Annotated in this window: 12 protein-coding genes; 4 read left to right on the forward strand and 8 right to left on the reverse strand. The window is 42.0% G+C overall.

The window, feature by feature from the left end:
- Positions 1-124 precede the first annotated feature (124 nt).
- From DC487_RS00795 to DC487_RS00810, 4 genes are all read left to right on the forward strand, one after another.
- Positions 125-3,253, forward strand: coding sequence for a SusC/RagA family TonB-linked outer membrane protein (locus DC487_RS00795; RefSeq protein WP_116774044.1), 3,129 nt, complete (start codon positions 125-127; stop codon positions 3,251-3,253).
- Between the two features lie 24 nt (positions 3,254-3,277).
- Positions 3,278-4,852, forward strand: a complete 1,575-nt coding sequence (locus DC487_RS00800; protein WP_116774046.1) for a RagB/SusD family nutrient uptake outer membrane protein — start codon at positions 3,278-3,280, stop codon at positions 4,850-4,852.
- A gap of 187 nt (positions 4,853-5,039) precedes the next feature.
- Positions 5,040-6,218: a YbfB/YjiJ family MFS transporter gene (locus tag DC487_RS00805; protein WP_116774048.1), complete on the forward strand. Its 1,179-nt coding sequence runs from the start codon at positions 5,040-5,042 to the stop codon at positions 6,216-6,218.
- Entirely contained in the window at positions 6,215-6,616 is a 402-nt protein-coding gene (locus DC487_RS00810; protein ID WP_116774049.1) for an OsmC family protein, read from the forward strand. The genes DC487_RS00805 and DC487_RS00810 overlap by 4 nt, the downstream gene beginning before the upstream one ends.
- A gap of 99 nt (positions 6,617-6,715) precedes the next feature.
- Here the strand turns inward: DC487_RS00810 and nrdF are convergent, their stop codons facing one another.
- From nrdF to DC487_RS00850, 8 genes are all read right to left on the reverse strand, one after another.
- Positions 6,716-7,702 carry a class 1b ribonucleoside-diphosphate reductase subunit beta gene (gene nrdF, locus DC487_RS00815; protein ID WP_116774050.1) on the reverse strand — a complete coding sequence of 329 codons (987 nt, stop codon included), beginning with the start codon at positions 7,700-7,702 and terminating at the stop codon, positions 6,716-6,718.
- 92 nt (positions 7,703-7,794) lie between these two features.
- A complete protein-coding gene (gene nrdE / locus DC487_RS00820; protein ID WP_116774051.1) occupies positions 7,795-9,900 on the reverse strand; it encodes a class 1b ribonucleoside-diphosphate reductase subunit alpha in 2,106 nt (701 codons plus the stop codon).
- Positions 9,860-10,267 carry a class Ib ribonucleoside-diphosphate reductase assembly flavoprotein NrdI gene (gene nrdI, locus DC487_RS00825; RefSeq protein WP_116774053.1) on the reverse strand — a complete coding sequence of 136 codons (408 nt, stop codon included), beginning with the start codon at positions 10,265-10,267 and terminating at the stop codon, positions 9,860-9,862. Before nrdI ends, nrdE begins: the two co-directional genes overlap by 41 nt.
- A gap of 30 nt (positions 10,268-10,297) precedes the next feature.
- A complete protein-coding gene (locus tag DC487_RS00830) occupies positions 10,298-10,531 on the reverse strand; it encodes a glutaredoxin family protein (RefSeq protein ID WP_066756813.1) in 234 nt (77 codons plus the stop codon).
- A 480-nt stretch (positions 10,532-11,011) separates the two neighbouring features.
- A complete protein-coding gene (locus DC487_RS00835; RefSeq protein WP_116774055.1) occupies positions 11,012-12,511 on the reverse strand; it encodes a RagB/SusD family nutrient uptake outer membrane protein in 1,500 nt (499 codons plus the stop codon).
- Positions 12,512-12,522: 11 nt separating this feature from the next.
- Positions 12,523-15,531 (reverse strand): SusC/RagA family TonB-linked outer membrane protein, encoded by a 3,009-nt coding sequence (locus DC487_RS00840; protein ID WP_116774057.1) that lies wholly within the window; start codon positions 15,529-15,531, stop codon positions 12,523-12,525.
- Positions 15,532-15,913: 382 nt separating this feature from the next.
- Positions 15,914-17,416, reverse strand: coding sequence for a RagB/SusD family nutrient uptake outer membrane protein (locus tag DC487_RS00845; protein ID WP_116774058.1), 1,503 nt, complete (start codon positions 17,414-17,416; stop codon positions 15,914-15,916).
- Between the two features lie 11 nt (positions 17,417-17,427).
- Entirely contained in the window at positions 17,428-20,436 is a 3,009-nt protein-coding gene (locus tag DC487_RS00850) for a SusC/RagA family TonB-linked outer membrane protein (protein WP_116774060.1), read from the reverse strand.
- Positions 20,437-20,630 lie beyond the last annotated feature (194 nt).

The following is a 20,630-nucleotide window of genomic DNA, read 5'->3' on the forward strand; positions in this document are numbered from 1 at the left end:
GTTAATTGCTGCTGAAGAACATAACAATTATAAACATCGGGGTCAACGCTTATTCTTCATTTGTAAGCATTTTTTTATTGGCCAACGATAAAACGATTTAGCACAATTTTAAATTTAATGATGTATGAAAAACATGTACAATCCTGATGGGCGTCTATGGACTGCGCTATTGGCTGTTGCTGCGCTCAGCTTCAACAGTTTGCAAGCGGTTCCAAATTCTCCCCGCGCTGGTGAGCGGACACAGATTACACAGCGCCAAGAAAAGGTGATGGGTCGCGTGAACGACGCTAGTACCAATGAGCCTATTAGCGGCGTTACGATTACCGTGCGTGGTACCAATGTAAGTACGCAAACGGACGAAAACGGGCAGTTTACCATTGATGCTAGCAATGGACAAACACTCGTTGCTACCTTCTTAGGCTACAAAAAAGCTGAAATGCGTGTTAGCTCTACTACAGTGAACTTCTCCTTAGATACCGAAGGTGAAGATCTGGAAGAAGTGGTCGTAGTCGGTTACGGTACGATGCGTAAATCAGACGTAACCGGATCGATCTCCATCGCTAAAGGTTCGGATATGATTAAAAACCAAAACTTTAGTGCGTTAGACAACTTACGTGGTCAGGCTGCCGGTGTGAATGTATATTCTAACTCTAGCCAGCCAGGTGCGTATGCTAACCGCGTGGTAATCCGTGGTACCGCTTCGATCAACTCTTCTTCCAGCCCACTTTATGTAGTGGATGGTGTGGTGATGGAAAACTTTCACTTGGTGAATCCGAATGATATTGAGCGCATGGAAGTATTGAAAGACGCTTCTTCTGCAGCGATTTACGGTGCGCGTGGAGCAAACGGCGTAATCATCGTGACGACCAAGAGAGGTTCTAAAGATGGGCGTAAAACCATCAGTTACCAAGGGTCTGCTAGTGTAAGTTCTCCACAGCGTTTTATGGATGTTTTGAATGCAGAAGAGTGGGTACAGGCGTTTATGATTGGTTTGGAGAATGAAAATACCTACATGCCTGATAAATATAACTGGTCTTTAGATCGTAAAGACTGGTTCAATGATCCAAACTACTTTGATGCAAATGGTAATCCTTTGTATGATACCGATTGGCAGCGAGAAGCAACGCGTACCGCACTTTCGCAAAACCATCAGTTGAATATTCAACAAGGTGATGAAAACTCTTCTATGGGAGCTTTTATTAACTATACTGATCAGCAGGGAGTTGTTAATAATACCTACAACAAACGTGTTAACGGTAAGTTAGCATACGATTCCAAAGTAAAAGATTGGCTTTCTACAAGCATCAATTTGACGGCAAATCATACTTTCGGTCGATTTACACCAGAAGATGGTGGCGGTCAGGAAGCGCGTCGTACCATGATTGAGATGTTGCCTTGGTTGCCAATTTATCAGCCTGATGGGCAGTACTCCTTTTCAGGATCCTCTACCGTCAATGGTTTATTAGGTTTTGAAGGTATGTCTAATCCCGTGTCGATCTTAGATCTACAAGAAAGACGTCGTGCGAATACACAAATCTTTGGTAACGCGGCCTTGACTTTTCACCTAGCTGATGGTTTGGATTTGAAAACTCAATATGGTGTGGATAAGCAAAGAAGACAGTACAATGGCTATTCTTCTGTATTGCTACACAATATCTCTCGTCCAAATGGTTGGGCACAGATTGAAAATGAAGATATCTTCTACTGGCAACAAGAAACTTACTTAAGCTACAACAAACAGTTTAATAATCACCGTATTAATGCGGTAGCTGGTTTGTCGTGGCAAGGACGTGAGCGTAACTTCAGTATGAATCGTACCGAAGGTTTTACTAATGACTTCTTCAAGTGGAATAACATGGCAGCAGGTTCTTTACCGCAAGCGCCGCAATCTGCTTATGAACGTTGGGGTATGAACTCATACTTTATGCGTGCAGCCTACACATTAAACGATAAGTACTCGGCTACGGTTACCGGTCGTTATGATGGTTCTTCGCGTTTTGGTGCGAATAACAAATTCGGTTTCTTCCCATCTATGGGTTTGGCTTGGGTAGCATCTAATGAATCTTTCTTGCAAGATGTATCTTGGTTGAATAACTTGAAATTACGTAGTAGTTTTGGTATCACGGGTAACTCCGAAATTGCCCCTTATCAGTCGATCGGTAGAGCGATTAACAATACGCAACTATTGAATGGCACACGTGTATCCACCTCTTACTTAGGTAATTTACGTAATGACGACTTGAAGTGGGAGAAAACAGCTACGATCGATGGAGGTTTTGAATTAGGTTTATTCCAAAATCGTTTGAACTTTGATATCTCCTATTATAACCGTAGAACAACCGATTTGCTTTTGCAAGCACCACTTCCAAACGCATCTGGATTTGAGTTCGTAACCCAAAATATCGGTGCGGTAAACAACAGAGGTTTTGATATTATGATTAGCGGTGCGCCTGTTCGTAATGATAACTTCCAGTGGACTTCTACTATCAACATGAACTACAACAAAAACAAGGTGGTTCAATTAGCAAACAACAATGCGGATATTCTTCAAAATAGCTTTGTATCTGGTCCAAACAGCGTAATCCGTGTCGGTGAAAACCTAAACAGCTTCTATGGATACCGTCGTAATGGCATCTTTACAGTAGAGGATTTTGAAAATGGTCTAATTACGAGAGAACAAATTGGTAGACCAAATCGTTCGGCTAACCAAGAAATCTTAGGTAAAGGTATTCCAGATTGGTCAGGAAGTTTTATCAATACATTCAACTACAAGAATTTTGATATGACGGTAGATATGCAGATTGTCTACGGTGTTGAGACCTTGCAACAATTCTATCACTCTACTTACGATCGTTTCGGTATCACCAATGGTTTGAGTGAAATTTTGACAGATGCTTACAGTCCTTCTAATCCAAACACGATGCAGCAAGCTATTTTCTTGACTAATGGTGGCCATGCTGGTCAGGATACACGTATCGATTCTTCTTGGATTGTGGACGGTTCGTTTCTACGTTTTAATTTGATTCAAGTAGGTTATTCGTTTGATGCATCATGGGCGCAACGTTTGGGCATCTCTGGTTTGCGTGTGTATGCTAGTGCTAACAATCCTTGGGTTATCACTTCCAAAGACTTTAAAGGATATGATCCTGAAAGTACTTCAACAGGAGATGGAAATAAGTTTGGTCAGAATGTAACGTTCTTCTCTTATCCAAGAGCAAAAACCTTCACATTTGGTTTGAACCTAACGTTGTAATTAACCATTTAATACTTAAGACAGATGAATTTTAAATATATCATATTAGGACTTGGTGCATCAGCTATGTTGAGCATGAGTTCTTGTAAAGACTTTTTGGATGAAAATCCAAGAACTGACGTGGGTGAAGGCGACTATTATACCACGCAGGCGCAAGCGCAAGAGAATGTTAATACATTGTATCGCTTAGGTGCGCCTACTTTTTATGGCAATGCCAATGGGGCTTATCAAGGACCTTTTGCTTCCATTCCAGTAATGTTGACGGGTTATTTCGAAAATAGTTACGAAGGACAGGAGCAAATCAACCAATATTCCCGGTTGCTGACAAGACAGCAAAATACACGGATTGTATCCAACAGGATAAACGAGATTTGGCGTACGGCTTTTCAAGCTATTAATATTGCTAATGGTGCAATCAAAAACATTCCTAACATCACGATGCCTGATGATGTGAAAGCGAGATTAACAGGAGAAGCGAAATTCTTCCGTGCTTTTAACTACTTTTTCATGGTAAAAATGTTTGGTGGTTTACCTTTATCAACCGACCAATATGCGAGCTTGGATCAGGATTTCTTTTTACCACGAAGTGCACCGGCAGAAGTGTATAAAGTAATCGAAGAAGACTTGATTGCTGCGGTAGAATCTTTGCCTGATGGCATTTTTAATAGTAGTGGCCGTCGTGTCAATAGAAATGTGGCGGCAATAGCTTTGGCTAATGTGTATTTACAACAAAATAAATATGCAGAAGCCGTGCCTTACATTGATATCGTGCTTCAGTCAGGTCATACGTTAGCAACCAATACCGACCTTGCCGCAAATAGTGCTTACAATAAATTGCGTACGTCGGATCTTTTGGACGAAACAATTTATGCGATGGAGTTTGATGCCGTAATTAACCCTGGAGGTTCATGGCCAACGTATGGTTTCACTGCTTCAGCAAACGCTATCTTCGATAAGTATACCATCTTCGAACGTGTTTATGGTCCTACTAATCGCTTCTTGAACGTATACGAAGATGACGATTTACGGATTAAACCTAATCAGTATTACCATTGGAGCTATACCAACCCATTAAATGATAGAACATGGAATGGTGGTACAGTTGCGGGTGTATGGGCATTCGTAGAAGAAGATGCGTTGTTAAATACAGGCCGCTCCGTGAAAGATCGTAACATTTACCGCTATGCAGAAGCGCTATTAATCGCGGCAGAAGTAAAAGCAAGAGCAACGGGAGTTGCTACAGCAGCAGGTCATTTAGCAGAAGTGAGAGCCCGTGCAAGTACAACTGGCGAGACAGTAGCGGAAATCACTGCTCAGTTACAAGGTTTGTCAGTTGATCAATTCGTACAAGAAGTATGGAAAGAGCGTTTGCGCGAATTGCCGTTAGAATTCAAAATGTGGGATGACTGTCTTCGTACAGGTATGTTCCCTAATATCTCCGCAACTAATAGAGGTCAAGTTACTTTCCAACCGCTAGTCGGAGCAGCGAATGGTTCAGGAGCTACCTTCAAACAGTCGGATTTAGTTTACCCGATTTCGATGGATGAGCTACAACGTAACCCTAACTTAGAGCAGAACCCAGAGTATCAAACAAATTAATATTCTGATATACTCTTTATCAAAGCTACAGCAGAAATGCTGTAGCTTTTTTATTTTGTGAACATTTTATTGTTTTTATATAAAACATGTTAACTAATAATGGGCTACATTTGAAGGATTGAAATTTTAAATTTGTTTTACACCATGGTATCAATTGTGATGATTATGCTATATAAGATTAAAGAGCATGATGCGCTTTAGAGATAAGAGCCCATATTGGCTAGCGGGCCTGTTAAGTACACTAATTGGATTGGGTATTGGAAGGTTTGCCTTTACTGCATTGATTCCGTTACTCATTCAAGATGGTTGGAGTTCCGCTTTTGAAGCAGCTCAATTGGGAGCTGCGGCACTGGTGGGCTATTTGGCAGGCCCCATATTCGTCAATATGACGCAAAATAGATTCCGGACAGCGACAATGATCAAGGTAGCGTTAATATTATGTGCGCTTGGTTATATTTTCGTTGCGTGGCATGATTTGGGTTTTTACTGGATGTATGTGTGGCGGTTCTTAGCTGGCTTTGGGGGCGCTTTGCTGATGGTATTATCTCCGACATTGATCTTGCCGTATTACAAAAAATCAAAGAATAGAGGTTTGCTTTCTGGTGTCGTTTTTTCCGGTATCGGTATTGGTGTCTGCGTTTCCGGTTTGTTGATTCCGTATTTGTATGAGCGCATTGGTTTGTCCGAAGTTTTCATCGCTCTTGGTCTGGTGTGCCTGCTTTTCACTTGGTTTACGTGGAGCACCTGGGATCGTGTACCTGTTGTGTCAGAAAGCCAGCAGCTGGGCGATCATTCTAGCGTACGATTTGATTACCGCAACAAAAACTTTTTATTGCTCCTAACAGCCTATTGCTGCAATGCGGTAGGTTATATACCGCATACGCTGTTTTATGTAGATTTTCTAGTGCGGCAGATGCATAGGAGTTTTGCATTTGGTGCTATGGGGTGGACATTTTTTGGTATTGGTGCACTTTTGGGACCCGTTTTATTAGGCAAACTATCCGATCTCATCGGATTAAAAAACGCCATTTTATTAAGTTACTTTGTATATATATTGGCTGTATTTATGCCAGTCTTTATTCAAAGTGATATTGCTTTTTATGCTTCCTCCTTTATTGTTGGGTTTTTCACACCAGGTATGATTACGCTGATATCTTCTTACGCCTTGCGTATATTTGGCGATTTAAAGTATAAGTTAGCTTGGAGTAACCTGACCTTAGGCTTTTCCTTTTTTCAAGCAATCGGCGGATTTTCCATGGCTTTTTTAATAAAGAATGATAATTATTATCCGCTATTTTACATTGGAGGTGCATTCCTTATTGTTTCGTTCATATCGATTTTAGCCATCAAACATCAAGAATCATGAGTGTAATAAAAACTACCTATATAGGGGATTTACAGACCAAAATTGAACACGTGCAATCAGGAAGCTATGTAACCACTGATGCGGACGCCCGAAAAGTGAAAAACTCGTTTTCTTCTAATGAATTATTTGTCGGTACAGTAGCTGCCTGCATACTTACTGTTATGGAGGCAACAGCGCAACAATATCATTTTTCGATAGGACGAGCTGAAGCTCTGGCCAGTAGAACGATGCGAAATAATCCAAAAACTATTGACAAGATTGAAATCAATATCTATATAGATAACAGTGGTTTGTCGCAAGAACAAAAGGATATATTAGCACATGCTGCCTACAATTGTCCGGTTGTGCTGAGCTTACATGATGCTATAGAAAAGATTTTTGTTTTCCATTACCGCTAGATTTGGCTAGCCGTAAACAAACACGCCCTGTAAAGATTAATCTTTACAGGGCGTGTTTGTTTTTTGACACTTGCTAGAAGCGCATTTATAGCGTATAATTTAAATATCTACCGTAGCATCCATAGCAAAGTCTTCGTGCATCAAATGCACAATTTCCGTCGCTTTCTCGTAGTTGGTTGATTTCTTCGAAAAGAAATCGTGTTGCGTGGTTTCAGTACTCAACCCGTTCATTACAATCGGGTTTACTTGCTTCACTTCGAAGATCGGCTCAAAGGCCAAATTCATAAGTGCCTTGTTTCCATTGTAACGCACATATTCTTTTACCTCTGCAGTTAATCCTACTACGGTATACAATTCTTCTGTATACTTCAATTCATTCTCATACAAGTCATTTAGAAGCGTTAAGAAACGTGCTTTGACTTCTTCTTTGTTCGGTAGTCTGTTAAACACTTCTTGTGCCATCAATCCTACGAAAACACCATGAATCGATTCGTCTGCGATGATCTTTTTGATAATGTCTGCTGAAGCCACCATTTGCCCTTGGCCACATAACCATAATGGCAAGAAGAAGCCAGAATAGAATAAGAATGACTCCAACAATACCGAAGCACCTAAGGCCATGAAAAGCTCTTCATCGGTCACTGTTTCTTTGTCGATCGCACGGTAATATTGATCGATTGTCGAAGCTTTGTATTGCAAAAATTTATTTTCCGACACCCAGCCAAATACATCGTTGATCTCATTGGTAGTTGATACCGTGGTGAAGATCGTAGAGTAGGATTTCGCGTGGATCGCTTCCATCATACACATGTACGATAGCACTGCTTTATTTTGCAAAGAGTTGATATGATCGATAATCTTTGGCATACCAGTGTGGCTTTGCAACGTATCTAACAAAGTCAAGCCGCCCAATGCTTTTTTATAGCACTCTTTCATGTCCCAGCTCAAGCCTTTCCAGCTATCAATATCCTTAGAAGGAATGTATTCGGTATCGATCCAAAATTGCTTGATATTCTGTTCCCAGAACATCAATGCATAATCATTATCGGGTGTGTTCCAGTTTACTGCGGTATATTGTTTGCTCATGGTTTGCTTTATAACTTAAAGAAACTGAACCGGTATACCAAGGTATTCCGATTCAGTTCCGATTGGGATTGAATTATACTATAATAAAATGTTTATGCCGAACACGAGATACATTCCTCGATGGTCGATTTACGCGTACGGGTGTAATACAATGATTTCAGCCCTAATTTGTGCGCATAAATATAGTACTTCGCTAAGTCGCGGGTACTGTCTTTCGAATTGGTGTGCAATATAGTAGATACACCTTGATCGATGTGGCGTTGGATGACCGAGATCATTTTCAACACTTTCATCTGATCCATATCGTATGCCGATTTGAAGTAGAAGTAATTATCATTCGTCAAGTAAGGCATTGGGTAGTATGTCGTACTATCACCATATTCGCGCACCTCGATGATATCTACAATTGGCATCACCGATGCGGTTGCATTCATGATGTACGAAGTAGACTGGTTTGGAGCGATCGCTAAGCGGTAAGCGTGGTAGATACCATGTTCTTTTACCTGTGCTTTGAGATTTTCCCAATCCGCAATAGTAGGGATATGTACACCTTCAAATAACTCTTGGACCTTATCTGTTTTAGGAAGATAATCGCGGTTTAGGTATTTGTCGAAGTAAGTACCATCTGCATAGGCAGATTTTTCAAAACCTACGAAAGTACGTCCGCGCTCTTTTGCAATCTCCATAGAAGCTTCCAACGAGTAGTAATTCATCATCATGAAAAACGTATTGGCAAAATCTAATGCTTCTGTCGATTCATACATGATAAAGCTTTTGGCTAGGAAACCGTGTAGGTTCATAGCCCCTAAGCCTACCGAATGCAACTCGCGGTTTGCTTTCGCAATAGTTGGTACCATTTCGATATCTGTCACGTCGGTTACGACGGTAAGCGCACGCATCGCCGTTTTTACCGCTTCTTTGATGCGTTTATTATCCATTACGGTAGCCACGTTGAGTGAGCCTAGATTACAAGAAATACCGTAGCGAATGGTGTCTTCCTTTCCATAGATATTGATATCTGATACTTCAGATACTTGCATAATCTCGGTACAAAGATTCGAGAATTTCACATTTCCGATACCGTTAAGAGCATGCGCTCTATTCGCATTTTCTTTGTAGAAGATATATGGATATCCCGATTCTTTTTGAGTCTGTGCGATTTTCACCAATAGGTGGCGCGCATTGATTTTCTTCTTTTTGATATTTGGATTGGTGATCAACTCGTCGTACATGGCATCCATATCCAACTCGTCTAGGTATTTGCCATACTCCTGCATCACGGTGTGTGGGTAGATCAGATAGCAAGCTTCATCTTTCTCCGCCAATTCCATGAATTTGTCGGGCACGATGATACCGATAGATAGTGATTTGATACGCACTTTCTCATCGGCATTGATCTTCTTACAATCCAAAAACTCTTCAATATCCGAGTGGAAAATGTTTAAATATACCGCACCTGCACCTGGGCGTTGCCCCAACTGGTTGGCGTAAGAGAAGGTATCTTCCATGATTTTCATGATTGGCAATACACCTCCAGCGCGACCATCTACGCCTTTAATCGCTTCGCCACGGGCGCGGATTTTGGAGATATTAAAAGATACACCACCACCGATAGAAGATAACTTCATCGCCGAATCAATCGCATAGCCAATTCCGTTTAGGTTGTCGCCAACCTCATCTAAGAAACAAGAAACCAACTCGCCAGATCTTTTCTTTCCAGCGTTCAGGAATGTCGGCGTAGCGGGCTGATATTCTTGGCTAATCATGATTTCTGCGTATTCAAAGGCTTTTTGTACGCCTTCTTCACGCGCCAAAAACAAAGCAACTGCCATGACGCGGTCTTCGTAGCGCTCTAAGAATTTTTCGCCAGAGTCATCGCGCAACGCGTAGCTTTGAAAAAACTTGAAAGCTGCCATGAAAGATTGGAAACGAAATTTCTTCGCATATACATAATCGTATACTTGTTGAATCTCTTCGAAGGTAAACCACTGATAGAAATCAATGTAATAGTTGTTCTCTATCAGGTAATCTACTTTTTCTTTTAGATTGTAAAAGAACACGGTGTTCTTATTTACATATTCTAGGAAATAAGCTCTTACCGCTTCTTTGTCTTTATGTAAGCTAAACTCGTCATCATGTTTGATCATGATTTCGTTGTTAAGCAATATCCAGTTTTTCGCTACGTCGTTTGCTATCATAATATTGATTTTTTATAATGTCAATAAACTCATTAATATCTACCAGAGTCCCCGAAAGTTCGAATTTTAAACCAATAGGGAGGTCGAAGTTTTCTGAGAGTTTATCTGCTGCAACGGCGAAGTTTCTTCCCCAGTTGCGGTTACCACTTGAACTCACCGAGTGAATCATGTGGTTGTATTTTTCGATGAAGGCTTGTGTCTTTTCAGGCACTTTGCCAAAGTTAATTGTATAGGTCACTAGATGACCCATCGTCGATGGTATGGTATCCTCTTCGATACGGGTAGCTTGCCACCCAGTTATCTGGATCACTTTATGAATAAAGCGATCTACATTTCCTGTTTTTGAATCGTAGTAAATATGAATCATGGTTCGTATTTAGAGGGTTTACTATACGGTTTACAACGCGATATGGTCTAATTCCTCTGGTTTGAAACCAATGATTCTGTGTTTGATTTCATCTTCTTCCAACACTAATACCGTAGGTACCGTGCGTACTTTGAATTTTACAGCCAGTTCTGGCTCATCAAACGGGTTGATTGTTTCGTAAGATACACCCTTGTTGTCCAAGTAGGAAGATACCTGTGCGCACGGTGCACAGTCATTCTTTTCAAATTTAATGATTCTTGCCATGTCTATTTAAAATCTTTTGGGGGTAACTTTAAGCTGACTATAGGGTTCAGCTTATGTTTGCCATAAATAAATATTCTATTGAGTCGGAATTGTAATAATTCCTTAGTGTTAAACAAAGATCAACTATTTTTTGATGGGTAAGTTAACTGGACTTTTCCACATGCTCCCGCCGGATGGCAGTTAAAGCTCGCTTCTCGAATGTGTGGTTTGGTAATATTCTGATTTACAGGATTAAAAGTATGTGGATAACTTTGAAAAGTAGCAAATATTTTCCTGGCAAATCGGGTTAAATCTACGATAATTTTGACTGAAAAATAGCAAGAAAATGGATGGAATTCTATTGACTTTGTTGAATAAATTTTGTACAGTAGATTAGGCGAATGACTTCGCGGCTTTACTTTCCAAAAAGACAAATTCCTCCGGTTTTATTTGCCGGAGGAATTTTCGTAGTTAAAGAATTCAGTTTCAGAATTCTGCTGCTTAGTAGCCTGGGTTTTGCGTGAGATTGGTATTGCCTAATTGATTCAGAGGAATCGGAAATAACAGCGCTCGAGGATCAGATGCTGCTTTCTCTTGCCAAGCATCGAGATATTTGCCAAAGCGGATCAGGTCCGTACGACGATGCGATTCCCAGAAGAATTCGCGCCCAAGCTCATCCAACATATCGTCTATCGTCAATGTGGTCAACGCTGTGGCGTTTCGCTGGGCCCGAACTTCGTTCACTAAAGGCAGCGCCAAGGCGGCTTGATTCATGCGAAGCAAGGCTTCGGCCTTCATCAATAGCACATCGGCATAACGGAGGAAAACCCAGTCATTCTCGGCATGTCCTGCGCCAATGTTGGCATAATCCGGGACATATTTGACAACGCGTATGCCGGTTACTTCCAGGTTATTTCCCCGCTCAATGATGCTTACCTCGGGTGTGAAGCTTAGCGGATTGCCGCGACGATCTTCCCGCGCTTCTCCTTGAGCATTGACCTGTGGACCAATCAAGAATCCCATATTCATACCAGAGATATTAGTTACACCTGCGTAGGCAGAGCTTCTGCGTTGATCGCCTGCTTCAAACTTATCGTAAAAATCCGACAATGTGGCAAAGCCATTCCAACCACTCGGATTCATATTATAATGTAAGGTGGTTCGCAGGAGAGAATAGATGTCTCCAGAATTACTACCGCCAATATTCGCGCCGACAAAGATATTTTCGGGCGACTCGTTATTGTTGAGTGCAAAATTGTCGAAATAATTACTAGCCAATGCATAGCGGCCAATAATTTGGTCGGCCAGTGTTACTACCATTTGCATATCAGCATTGTCGAATGTTGGCGTTTCTCTATTCAAGAATGCACCTCTATTCAGATATACCTTCATGAGCATCATGCGTGCGGCATCTTGATTGGCTACCTGTGGATTTCCTGTGGGCAAATCGGGCATAATCTCGTTTAATTCGGAGATCAAATATTCCATTTGCTCTTCAGCGCCGCGAACGCGTGGCATACCCAAAATATCTTCGCCCGGTTCGCGGTACGGAACCTGCCCCCAGCCATCTAAAATAGAAAACTGTGCAAATGCGCGAATAAAGCGTGCCTCAGCCGCTTGCCTTGGTGTAGGATTATAGCGCAACAAATCTGTTCCGGCATAACTCACAGCATTTAAGTTGCGAAATACATCATGAATGCGGACGTGATCTGCCTGCCATTGATGCAAAAATAGAGCTCGCCAAGCGCCATTATCGTCCCAGTCGCCACCGCGTGTTGGTGGAATGGTTTCGTCTGATGTGGTTTGTTGTAATGCCCACCAGCCACCATTTCCTTGATAGGGTGAACGCATGGAAATGTAAGCTCCTTGCAGTAAGGCTGCGGCATTCACAGCTCCTGGCTCGGTATCCGAAATTTGTCCGTTGAGTTGTTCATCTAGCTTCGTACATCCGCCAAAGGCGATGCAGCCCGCTAATATCATACTATATATGTTTTTTTTCATGTTTTCCAAGATTAGAGAGAGAAGTTTACACCTAGATTAAAAGTCCGTACTGGCGGATAGCCAATGTAATCAATACCCGCGGAGCCCGTGTTGCCTACGCCTTTGGCGGTGTTTACTTCTGGATCAAACCCAGAATATTTGGTGAATAGCAATAAGTTGGTACCGTTGAAGAAGATATTGAGGTTCTTCAACGAAGCGCCAATATTACCTACACGGTAACCAATCGTCGCATTCGCTAATTTGAGGTAACTTCCATTCTCGATAAAACGGGAAGACGGCGCGGCCGAGTTGGTCAATGATTCCTGAATAGGGGAGTCTAACAAACCCGCTGCAATATTTCTGAATCCACCCAAATTGGTAATCGGTAATACCGTGTTGGCGGTATTATTATAAATATCCTGCCCCAACATACCGTTGAAGTTCGCAGAGAAAGTAAATCTTTTATAAGCCACATCGGTGCTAAAGCCAATCAAGGCACTAGGATTTGGATTGCCCATATACAGCATCGTAAATCCATCGTCGGTGTAGGTGGAAAATCCTTCTGGGCTTAAGCCGGTATATTCACGTGTCATGATAGCAAACATCGGCAAGCCTGCTTGAATGACCTGCACTGTAGCGCCTGATACACCTTGACCACTTAGTGCACCGGTGAGGATTACATTATTCATATTGTTCACTTCATTTTTCAATAAAGTCAGGTTAGCACCAACATTCCAAGTCAAGTTTTCTTTTTGAATTACGTTGGAATGCAAACCAAATTCTACCCCGCGGTTACGGATCTCTCCGTCCAGATTGCTCCAAATAATGGGTGCATCCGGTGCATTAGGATACAACGGAATGGTCGGATAGAGAAGATCGGTGGTTTTCTTATCAAAAACATCAATCGAACCCGTCAACTTGGTGCCAAATAGTCCAAAGTCTAAACCGATATTCAATTGTTCGTCGCTTTGCCAACGTAGATCTTGATTACCGTTATTAATCGGTCTTACAGCATTATCATTAATAAAGCCGTATCGGTTGATAGCTGATCCGGCTGGAAATTCTTGGTTACCGGTACGTCCCCAACCGGCACGCAAGCGCAATTCACTTAACCATTCTACATCTTGCATAAAGCTTTCATTGCGAATGTTCCAAGCGGCAGAGAAAGAAGGGAAGTTTCCGTATTTATTATTTGCTCCGAATTTAGTAGAACCGTCACGACGTATGGTAGCGGTCAATAAATAACGCGAGTCATAGTTGAAAATCGCGCGGAAGAAGTATGATTGTAGCTCCGTGGTTGGATCATTGAACGAATTAACGGTACGGTTTCCGCTGGATCCCGCTTGTAAAGCATCCGTATAATCAATGTCGATATCACCATAATTAATGCCACGGAAATCCATGCCCTTGTAAATGAAATTCATATATTCATAACCAATTACGGCATTCAAATTTAGTTTGTCGGCAATCTCTCTATTGAAGGTCAATGTGTGTGTCAATTGGCTCGTCAATAGTTCGTTATTGGCATACGAAGCTTCGCCGCCTAGTGTGCCACCATCTTGATCGGCTACAATGCCGGGGATGTTGATCCAACTTCTGGTCGAAGCACGACGAATACCTGAGCTATAATTTACCGCTCCTAAAACACGGTATTCTAACCAATCATTGAATTTGTAATAAGGGGAAACGCTACCAATTACGGTCGTGACTCGCGCATGATCATTGTTGGCTTCAGCCATCCCTAATGGATTGATGATCGATGTGCCGTACTTAATATTGAGCGAACCATCTTCATTATATAGCCGTTCGGTTGGATTCCAGTTAAGCGCTTGACCGACTAAGCTGCCTTCAAAACCGGCATCGGTTGTTACCGCTGCCAATTGTTCGTTGGTTTGCGTACCAATCAGTCCCAAATCAAGACCTAATTTTTTGCTTTCTAACATGCGGAAGTTACCGTTTACGGAAGCCGCTACCTTTTTAAAGCCACTTTTAATCAAGATACCTTCTTGATCTTGGTAACCGATGGAAGCACGAAATTTGGCGTCTTCCGTACCACCGCTCATGGATACCGCATAATCTTGAATAATCGCGTTGCGTGTAATTGCACCCATAGCATCCACATCAGATCCCAAATCACCGCCCGTAATTCCATAACTATTTAAAGCGCCACGGAACTGATTAGCATCTAAGATATCTAAGCGTCGCATCAAAGACGACACACCGGTAGATGCATTGACATTGACCTGCAGATCGCCCGCTTTACCGCGCTTGGTATTGATCAAAACCACCCCGTATGCTGCACGCGCACCGTAAATCGCAGTGGCGGAAGCATCTTTGAGGATTTCCATGCTTTCTATATCTGAAGTGTTGAGAAATACCAATGGATTTCCACCCGGCGTAGCGCCAACTGCCGCGCTACGTGATGGACGCGGTGAACGGCCATCTAAAGCAATTCCATCCACGACATATAGTGGTTGGCCATTTCCTGTAACAGCTGAGTTACCACGGATCCGCACGGTGGTTTCTCCACCCGGCTGGCCGCTATTATTAATCATTTGTACGCCAGGCGCTTTACCCTGAATCAATTGATCTGGCGCAGTGAATGGTCCTTGGTTAAAGTCTTTTTCACTCACCTTGGTGACTGCACCGGTTAGGTCTTTTCGCTGTACGGAAGCATAACCGACAACGGTGATTTCACCAATATCTTCGCTAGACGAAGCTTGCAAGTTGATACTTAATGGCGACATGTTTTCGCTAACGCGAATGGTTTCCCGATAGGTTTCGTAGCCTAGGAAAGAAACAATAAGCGTGTAGCTTCCCGCGGCTACGCCGCTAAAACTGAACGAACCAGTAGCATCGGTGCCAGCTTTTCGATCCAATTCTACTAATGTGAGTGTAGCTCCCGAAATAGCTTGTCCGTCGCCGGTCACTTTGCCATTTAAGGTAGCATTTTGTGCAAACGCCATGTTTCCGTGTAATAGGAAAAGAACTAGCGCAGACACAAGCAAACGAATACCTTGAGCAGGTAATTTTGATTTCATGTGTAGTGTGTTTTAAGTTTATTAAATAGTAGTTTTTACACCGTTTAGCAGGGGTAGTGTGATTAGACTACTCCATGGTGTGCATTTTCTAAGTTTATATTTTTAATAGGTATAGTAACCAAATGTAATAAAAAATGGGACTCGTTAAGCACAAATCCCATTTTTTTATTCTGTTTTAGAAAATATGTGTTTTTACAAACGCGAATCTTTTGGTTGGATCCATTCGATTTTGATCGCCAAATATGTAAGACCTTCTATTTCCGTGATAAGAGGCAAAGTGTTGGTGTTAGAACCGTTATTATTTGTCTCTGTATTGAGAATTAACACGGTTTAAGAAGCTTAGAATATATCGTTTTATCAATTTGCAGATAAGCTGCTGCTGTTACTCGTAACCAGGGTTTTGAATCAAATTCGTATTTCCTGCTTGATTCAATGGGATCGGAAATAATAAGGCTCGTGGGTTAGATGCCGGTTTTTCTTGCCAAGCATCTAAGTACTTACTAAAACGTATAAGATCCGTACGACGATGTGCTTCCCAAAAGAATTCTCGGCCAAGCTCATCCAGCAAATTATCGAGACTGAGGCTCACTAAAGCGGAAGCATTTCGCTGTGTTCTTACTTCGTTTACCAACGGCAGTGCGGCAGCGATCTGATTCATGCGAAGCAATGCTTCGGCTTTCATCAACAGGACATCCGAATAACGGTAAAAAACCCAATCATTCTGCGCATTATTGGAACCAAGATTAATATAATCGGGCACATATTTGATGACGCGAATGCCGGTTACTTCCAGGTTATTCCCGCGCTCTATGATGCTTACTTCTGGTGTAAAACTAAGGGGATTACCGCGCCGATCTTGCAAGGCTATACCAGCAGCATTAAATTGTTGCCCAATAAGGAACCCCATACGTAAGCCAGCAACATTGGTCACCCCAGGGTAAGGAGAACTCCTGCGTTGATCATCTTGTTCAAATTTGTCATAGAAGTTAGATAAAGTGGCAAAACCGTTTGAACCACTCGGATTCATATTGTAATGCATGGTTGACCTAAACATGGAGTAGATGTCTCCCGAATTGCTGCCGCCGGTGTTAGCGCTTAAAAAGATGTTTTCTGTAGATTGGTTATTATTTAGTGCAAAATTATCGAAATAATTGTTTGCCAAAGTGTAGCGGCCAATGATTTGGTCAGCCAATGTGACGATCATTTGCATATCTATATTGTCAAAAACTGGATTACGCCTATTGAGAAAAGCACCTTTATTGAGGTATACCTTCATGAGCAGCATACGAGCGGCATCTTGATTGGCGATCTGGGGATTACCAGTGGGCAGGTCAGGTATTATCTCGTTCAATTCTCTAATTAAATATTCAATCTGTTCTTCAGCATTGCGAACACGCGGCATCTTCAAAATCTCTTCTCCAGGTTCGCGATAAGGAGTTTGGCCCCAGCCATCTAAAATAGAAAACTGTGAAAATGCTCGAATAAAACGTGCTTCTGCCGCTTGTTGCGGTGTCGGATTGTAACGTAGTAAGTCTGTTGCTGCGTAACTCACCGCATTGAGATCCCGAAATACATTGTGGATTCTGACGTGATCAGCTTGCCATTGATGCAAAAATAAGGCGCGCCAAGCACCATTATCGTCCCAGTCGCCGCCCCGAGTAGGTGCTATTGCTTCGTCTGTTGTGATTTGTTGTAATGCAGACCAATTATAGTTTCCCTGATAAGGTGTTCGCATGGAAATATATGCTCCTTGCAGCAAGGCTGTTGCATTTACTGCTCCTGGTTCGGTATCCGAAATCTGTCCGTTGAGTTTTTCATCAAGCTTCGTACATCCGCTAAATGTGATAGTACTTGCTACTATTAATAAGTATAGTTTATTTTTCATGTTAACGAAGATTAGAGAGTGAAATTGACGCCTAAATTGAAGGTTCTCGCTGGTGGGTAACCAATATAATCGATTCCTGCAGAACCTGTATTACCTAATCCTTTAGGGGTATTGACTTCTGGGTCAAATCCTGAGTACTTGGTGAATAATAATAAATTGGTGCCATTGAAGAAGATGTTTAGATTTTTCATGGAAGCGCCAATATTGCCTACTTGGTAAGCGATTGTTGCATTGGCTAATTTGATGTAACTCCCGTTCTCGATAAAACGGGATGATGGTGCCGCAGAATTCGTCAATGATTCCTGAATTGGGGACTTTAATAAATCTGCTGTAATATTTCTGAAGCCACCCAAATTTGTGATTGGTAATACGGTGTTGGCGGTATTATTATAAATATCTTGTCCAAGTGCCCCGTTAAAGTTTGCTGAGAATGTAAATTTCTTATATGCCACATCAGTACTGAAACCAATTAATGCTGTAGGATTTGGGTTGCCAACATACAGCATACTAAAACCATCATCCGTGTAATTAGAAAATCCATCTGGATCTAAACCAAGATATTCCCTTGTCATCATCGCAAACATCGGTAGACCAGATTGAATAACCTGTACAGTGGCTCCTGATACACCCTGCCCACTTAATGCTCCCGTAAGTATCACATTATTCATATTGCTTACTTCATTTTTCAACAAAGTCAGGTTTGCACCCATATTCCATGTCAAGTGCTCTTTTTGCATAATATTAGCATGCAAAGCAAATTCGATCCCTCGGTTACGAATGCGTCCATCCAGATTACTCCAGATAATAGGTGCGTCTGGTGCATTTGGATACAGTGGGATGGTAGGATAGAGAAGATCGGTGGTTTTCTTATCAAAAGCATCAATCGAACCGGACAACTTGTTTCCAAAGATCCCAAAATCGAAACCAATGTTAATTTGTTCATCACTTTGCCAACGTAAATTCGGGTTGCCGTTATTAATCGGCCTAACAGCGTTATCATTAATGAAGCCGTATCGGTTGATAGCTGATCCAGCCGGAAATTCCTGATTCCCTGTACGTCCCCAGCCGGCACGCAATCGCAGTTCGTTTAACCAAGCCACATCTTGCATAAAGCTTTCGTTGCGGATATTCCATGCCGCAGAGAAAGAAGGGAAGTTTCCGTATCTGTTATTATCGCCGAACTTGGTAGATCCATCTCTCCGCATAGTAGCAGTTAATAAATAACGAGAGTCGTAATTTAAAATGGCCCTTAAGAAATAAGATTGTAATTCGGTTGTCGGATCATTAAATGAGTTGACAATCCGGTTTCCGCTGGATCCTGCTTGTAAAGCATCTGTATAATCAATGTCGATATCGCCATAGTTAATGCCGCGGAAGTCCATGCCTTTGTACATGAAATTCATGTATTCATAACCGATAATCGCATTTAAGTTTAGTTTATTAGCAATCTCGCGATTGAATGTTAAGGTGTGTGTTAATTGCTGAGTGGTTAATTCATTGTTGGCGTAAGAAGCTTCACCGCCTAGTGCGCCTCCATTTGGATCAGCTACAATCCCGGGAATGTTGATCCAACTTCTGGTTGATGCACGACGAATACCAGTGCTATAATTGACCGCTCCTAAAACACGGTATTCTAGCCAATCATTGAATTTGTAATAGGGCGACACACTACCAATTACGGTAGAAACACGTGCAAGATCATTATTAGATTCCGCCATTCCCAACGGGTTAATAATAGAGGTGCCGTATTTAATATTGAGTGATCCATCGTTATTATACAACGGTTCGGTTGGATTCCAGTTGAGTGCTTGCCCAACCAAACTGCCCATGAAACCGGCATCGGTCGTTACTGCTGCCAGTTGCTCATTGGTTTGCGTGCCGATTAATCCCAAATCTAGGCCTAATTTTTTGCTTTCTAGCATGCGGAAGTTGCCATTGACCGAAGCAGCCACCTTTTTGAAACCACTTTTTAGGAGAATACCTTCCTGATCTTGGTAACCGATCGAAGCGCGGAATTTAGCGTCGTCAGTACCACCACTCATCGATACCGCATAATTTTGGATGATCGCATTGCGCGTGATTGCTCCTATGGCATCTACGTTATTACCCAAATCTCCACCAATGAGTTCATAACTACTTAACGCATTTCGAAATTGATTGGCATCTAAGATATCAATACGTCGCATCAAGGAGGCTATACCTGTGGAGGCATTGACATCTACTCTTAAATCACCTGCCTTTCCACGTTTAGTAGTAATCAATACTACACCATATGCTGCACGTGCGCCGTAAATAGCGGTAGCGGAAGCATCTTTTAGGATCTCCATGCTTTCGATATCCGAAGGGTTAAGGAAAACCAAGGGATTTCCTCCTGGACTTGATCCTACGGCAGCACTACGTTGAGGCCGCGGAGAGCGTCCGTCTAACGCGATGCCGTCTATAACATATAAAGGTTGGCCGGAGCCAGTGACGGCCGAATTACCACGGATACGAACCGTTGTTTCGCCGCCCGGTTGCCCGCTATTATTGATCATCTGCACACCAGGCGCCTTACCTTGAATCAACTGATCTGGTGCCGTAAATGGTCCTTGATTAAAGTCCTTCTCGCTGACTCGCGTTACCGCGCCGGTGAGATCTTTCCGACGTACAGAAGCATAACCCACGACATTGACCTCCCCAATATCTTCCCTGGAAGAAGCGTGTAAATTAATATTCAATGGAGACATATCCGCGCTAATGCGAATGGTTTCGCGATAGGTTTCGAAGCCTAAGAAAGAGACAGTCAGCGTATAGCTTCCAGCGGCAATACCACTGAAACTAAATGACCCATTGCCATCTGTGCTGGTTATTCGTTGTAATTCTAGCAAGGTGAGCGTGGCTCCTGATATGGGTTGTCCATCACTGGTAACTTTGCCATTTAAGTTGGCATTTTGTGCAAAAGCAGTGTTTCCATGTAGTAGGAAAAGCACAAGTGCGGACAACAGTAGGTGAATACCTTGGAAAGGTAGTTTTGGTGTCATATTTAGTATTTGTAAGTTTGAAAATTGGCATTTTTGGGCGAGTTTGAAGAGGATCGCTCGTTATTATAACTTCTTGATTGGATGCTTTATTTTTCTTTCTTTTAAACTATTTAATTCAAAAGTATATAAAATAGCAATTCAATAATAATTTTTGGGAAAATTATTTCTAAAAATAACATATTGAGACTGAGGGT

The sequence above is a fragment of the Sphingobacterium corticibacter genome, from assembly GCF_003076635.1.
Lineage (GTDB): Bacteria > Bacteroidota > Bacteroidia > Sphingobacteriales > Sphingobacteriaceae > Sphingobacterium > Sphingobacterium corticibacter.

Bases quoted from the DNA above. Each gene is read 5' to 3' on its own strand.
- DC487_RS00795 (WP_116774044.1), top strand. From the start codon at position 125: ATGAAAAACATGTACAATCCTGATGGGCGTCTATGGACTGCGCTATTG.
- DC487_RS00800 (WP_116774046.1), top strand. From the start codon at position 3,278: ATGAATTTTAAATATATCATATTAGGACTTGGTGCATCAGCTATGTTG.
- DC487_RS00805 (WP_116774048.1), top strand. From the start codon at position 5,040: ATGATGCGCTTTAGAGATAAGAGCCCATATTGGCTAGCGGGCCTGTTA.
- DC487_RS00810 (WP_116774049.1), top strand. From the start codon at position 6,215: ATGAGTGTAATAAAAACTACCTATATAGGGGATTTACAGACCAAAATT.
- nrdF (WP_116774050.1), bottom strand. From the start codon at position 7,702: ATGAGCAAACAATATACCGCAGTAAACTGGAACACACCCGATAATGAT.
- nrdE (WP_116774051.1), bottom strand. From the start codon at position 9,900: ATGATAGCAAACGACGTAGCGAAAAACTGGATATTGCTTAACAACGAA.
- nrdI (WP_116774053.1), bottom strand. From the start codon at position 10,267: ATGATTCATATTTACTACGATTCAAAAACAGGAAATGTAGATCGCTTT.
- DC487_RS00830 (WP_066756813.1), bottom strand. From the start codon at position 10,531: ATGGCAAGAATCATTAAATTTGAAAAGAATGACTGTGCACCGTGCGCA.
- DC487_RS00835 (WP_116774055.1), bottom strand. From the start codon at position 12,511: ATGAAAAAAAACATATATAGTATGATATTAGCGGGCTGCATCGCCTTT.
- DC487_RS00840 (WP_116774057.1), bottom strand. From the start codon at position 15,531: ATGAAATCAAAATTACCTGCTCAAGGTATTCGTTTGCTTGTGTCTGCG.
- DC487_RS00845 (WP_116774058.1), bottom strand. From the start codon at position 17,416: ATGAAAAATAAACTATACTTATTAATAGTAGCAAGTACTATCACATTT.
- DC487_RS00850 (WP_116774060.1), bottom strand. From the start codon at position 20,436: ATGACACCAAAACTACCTTTCCAAGGTATTCACCTACTGTTGTCCGCA.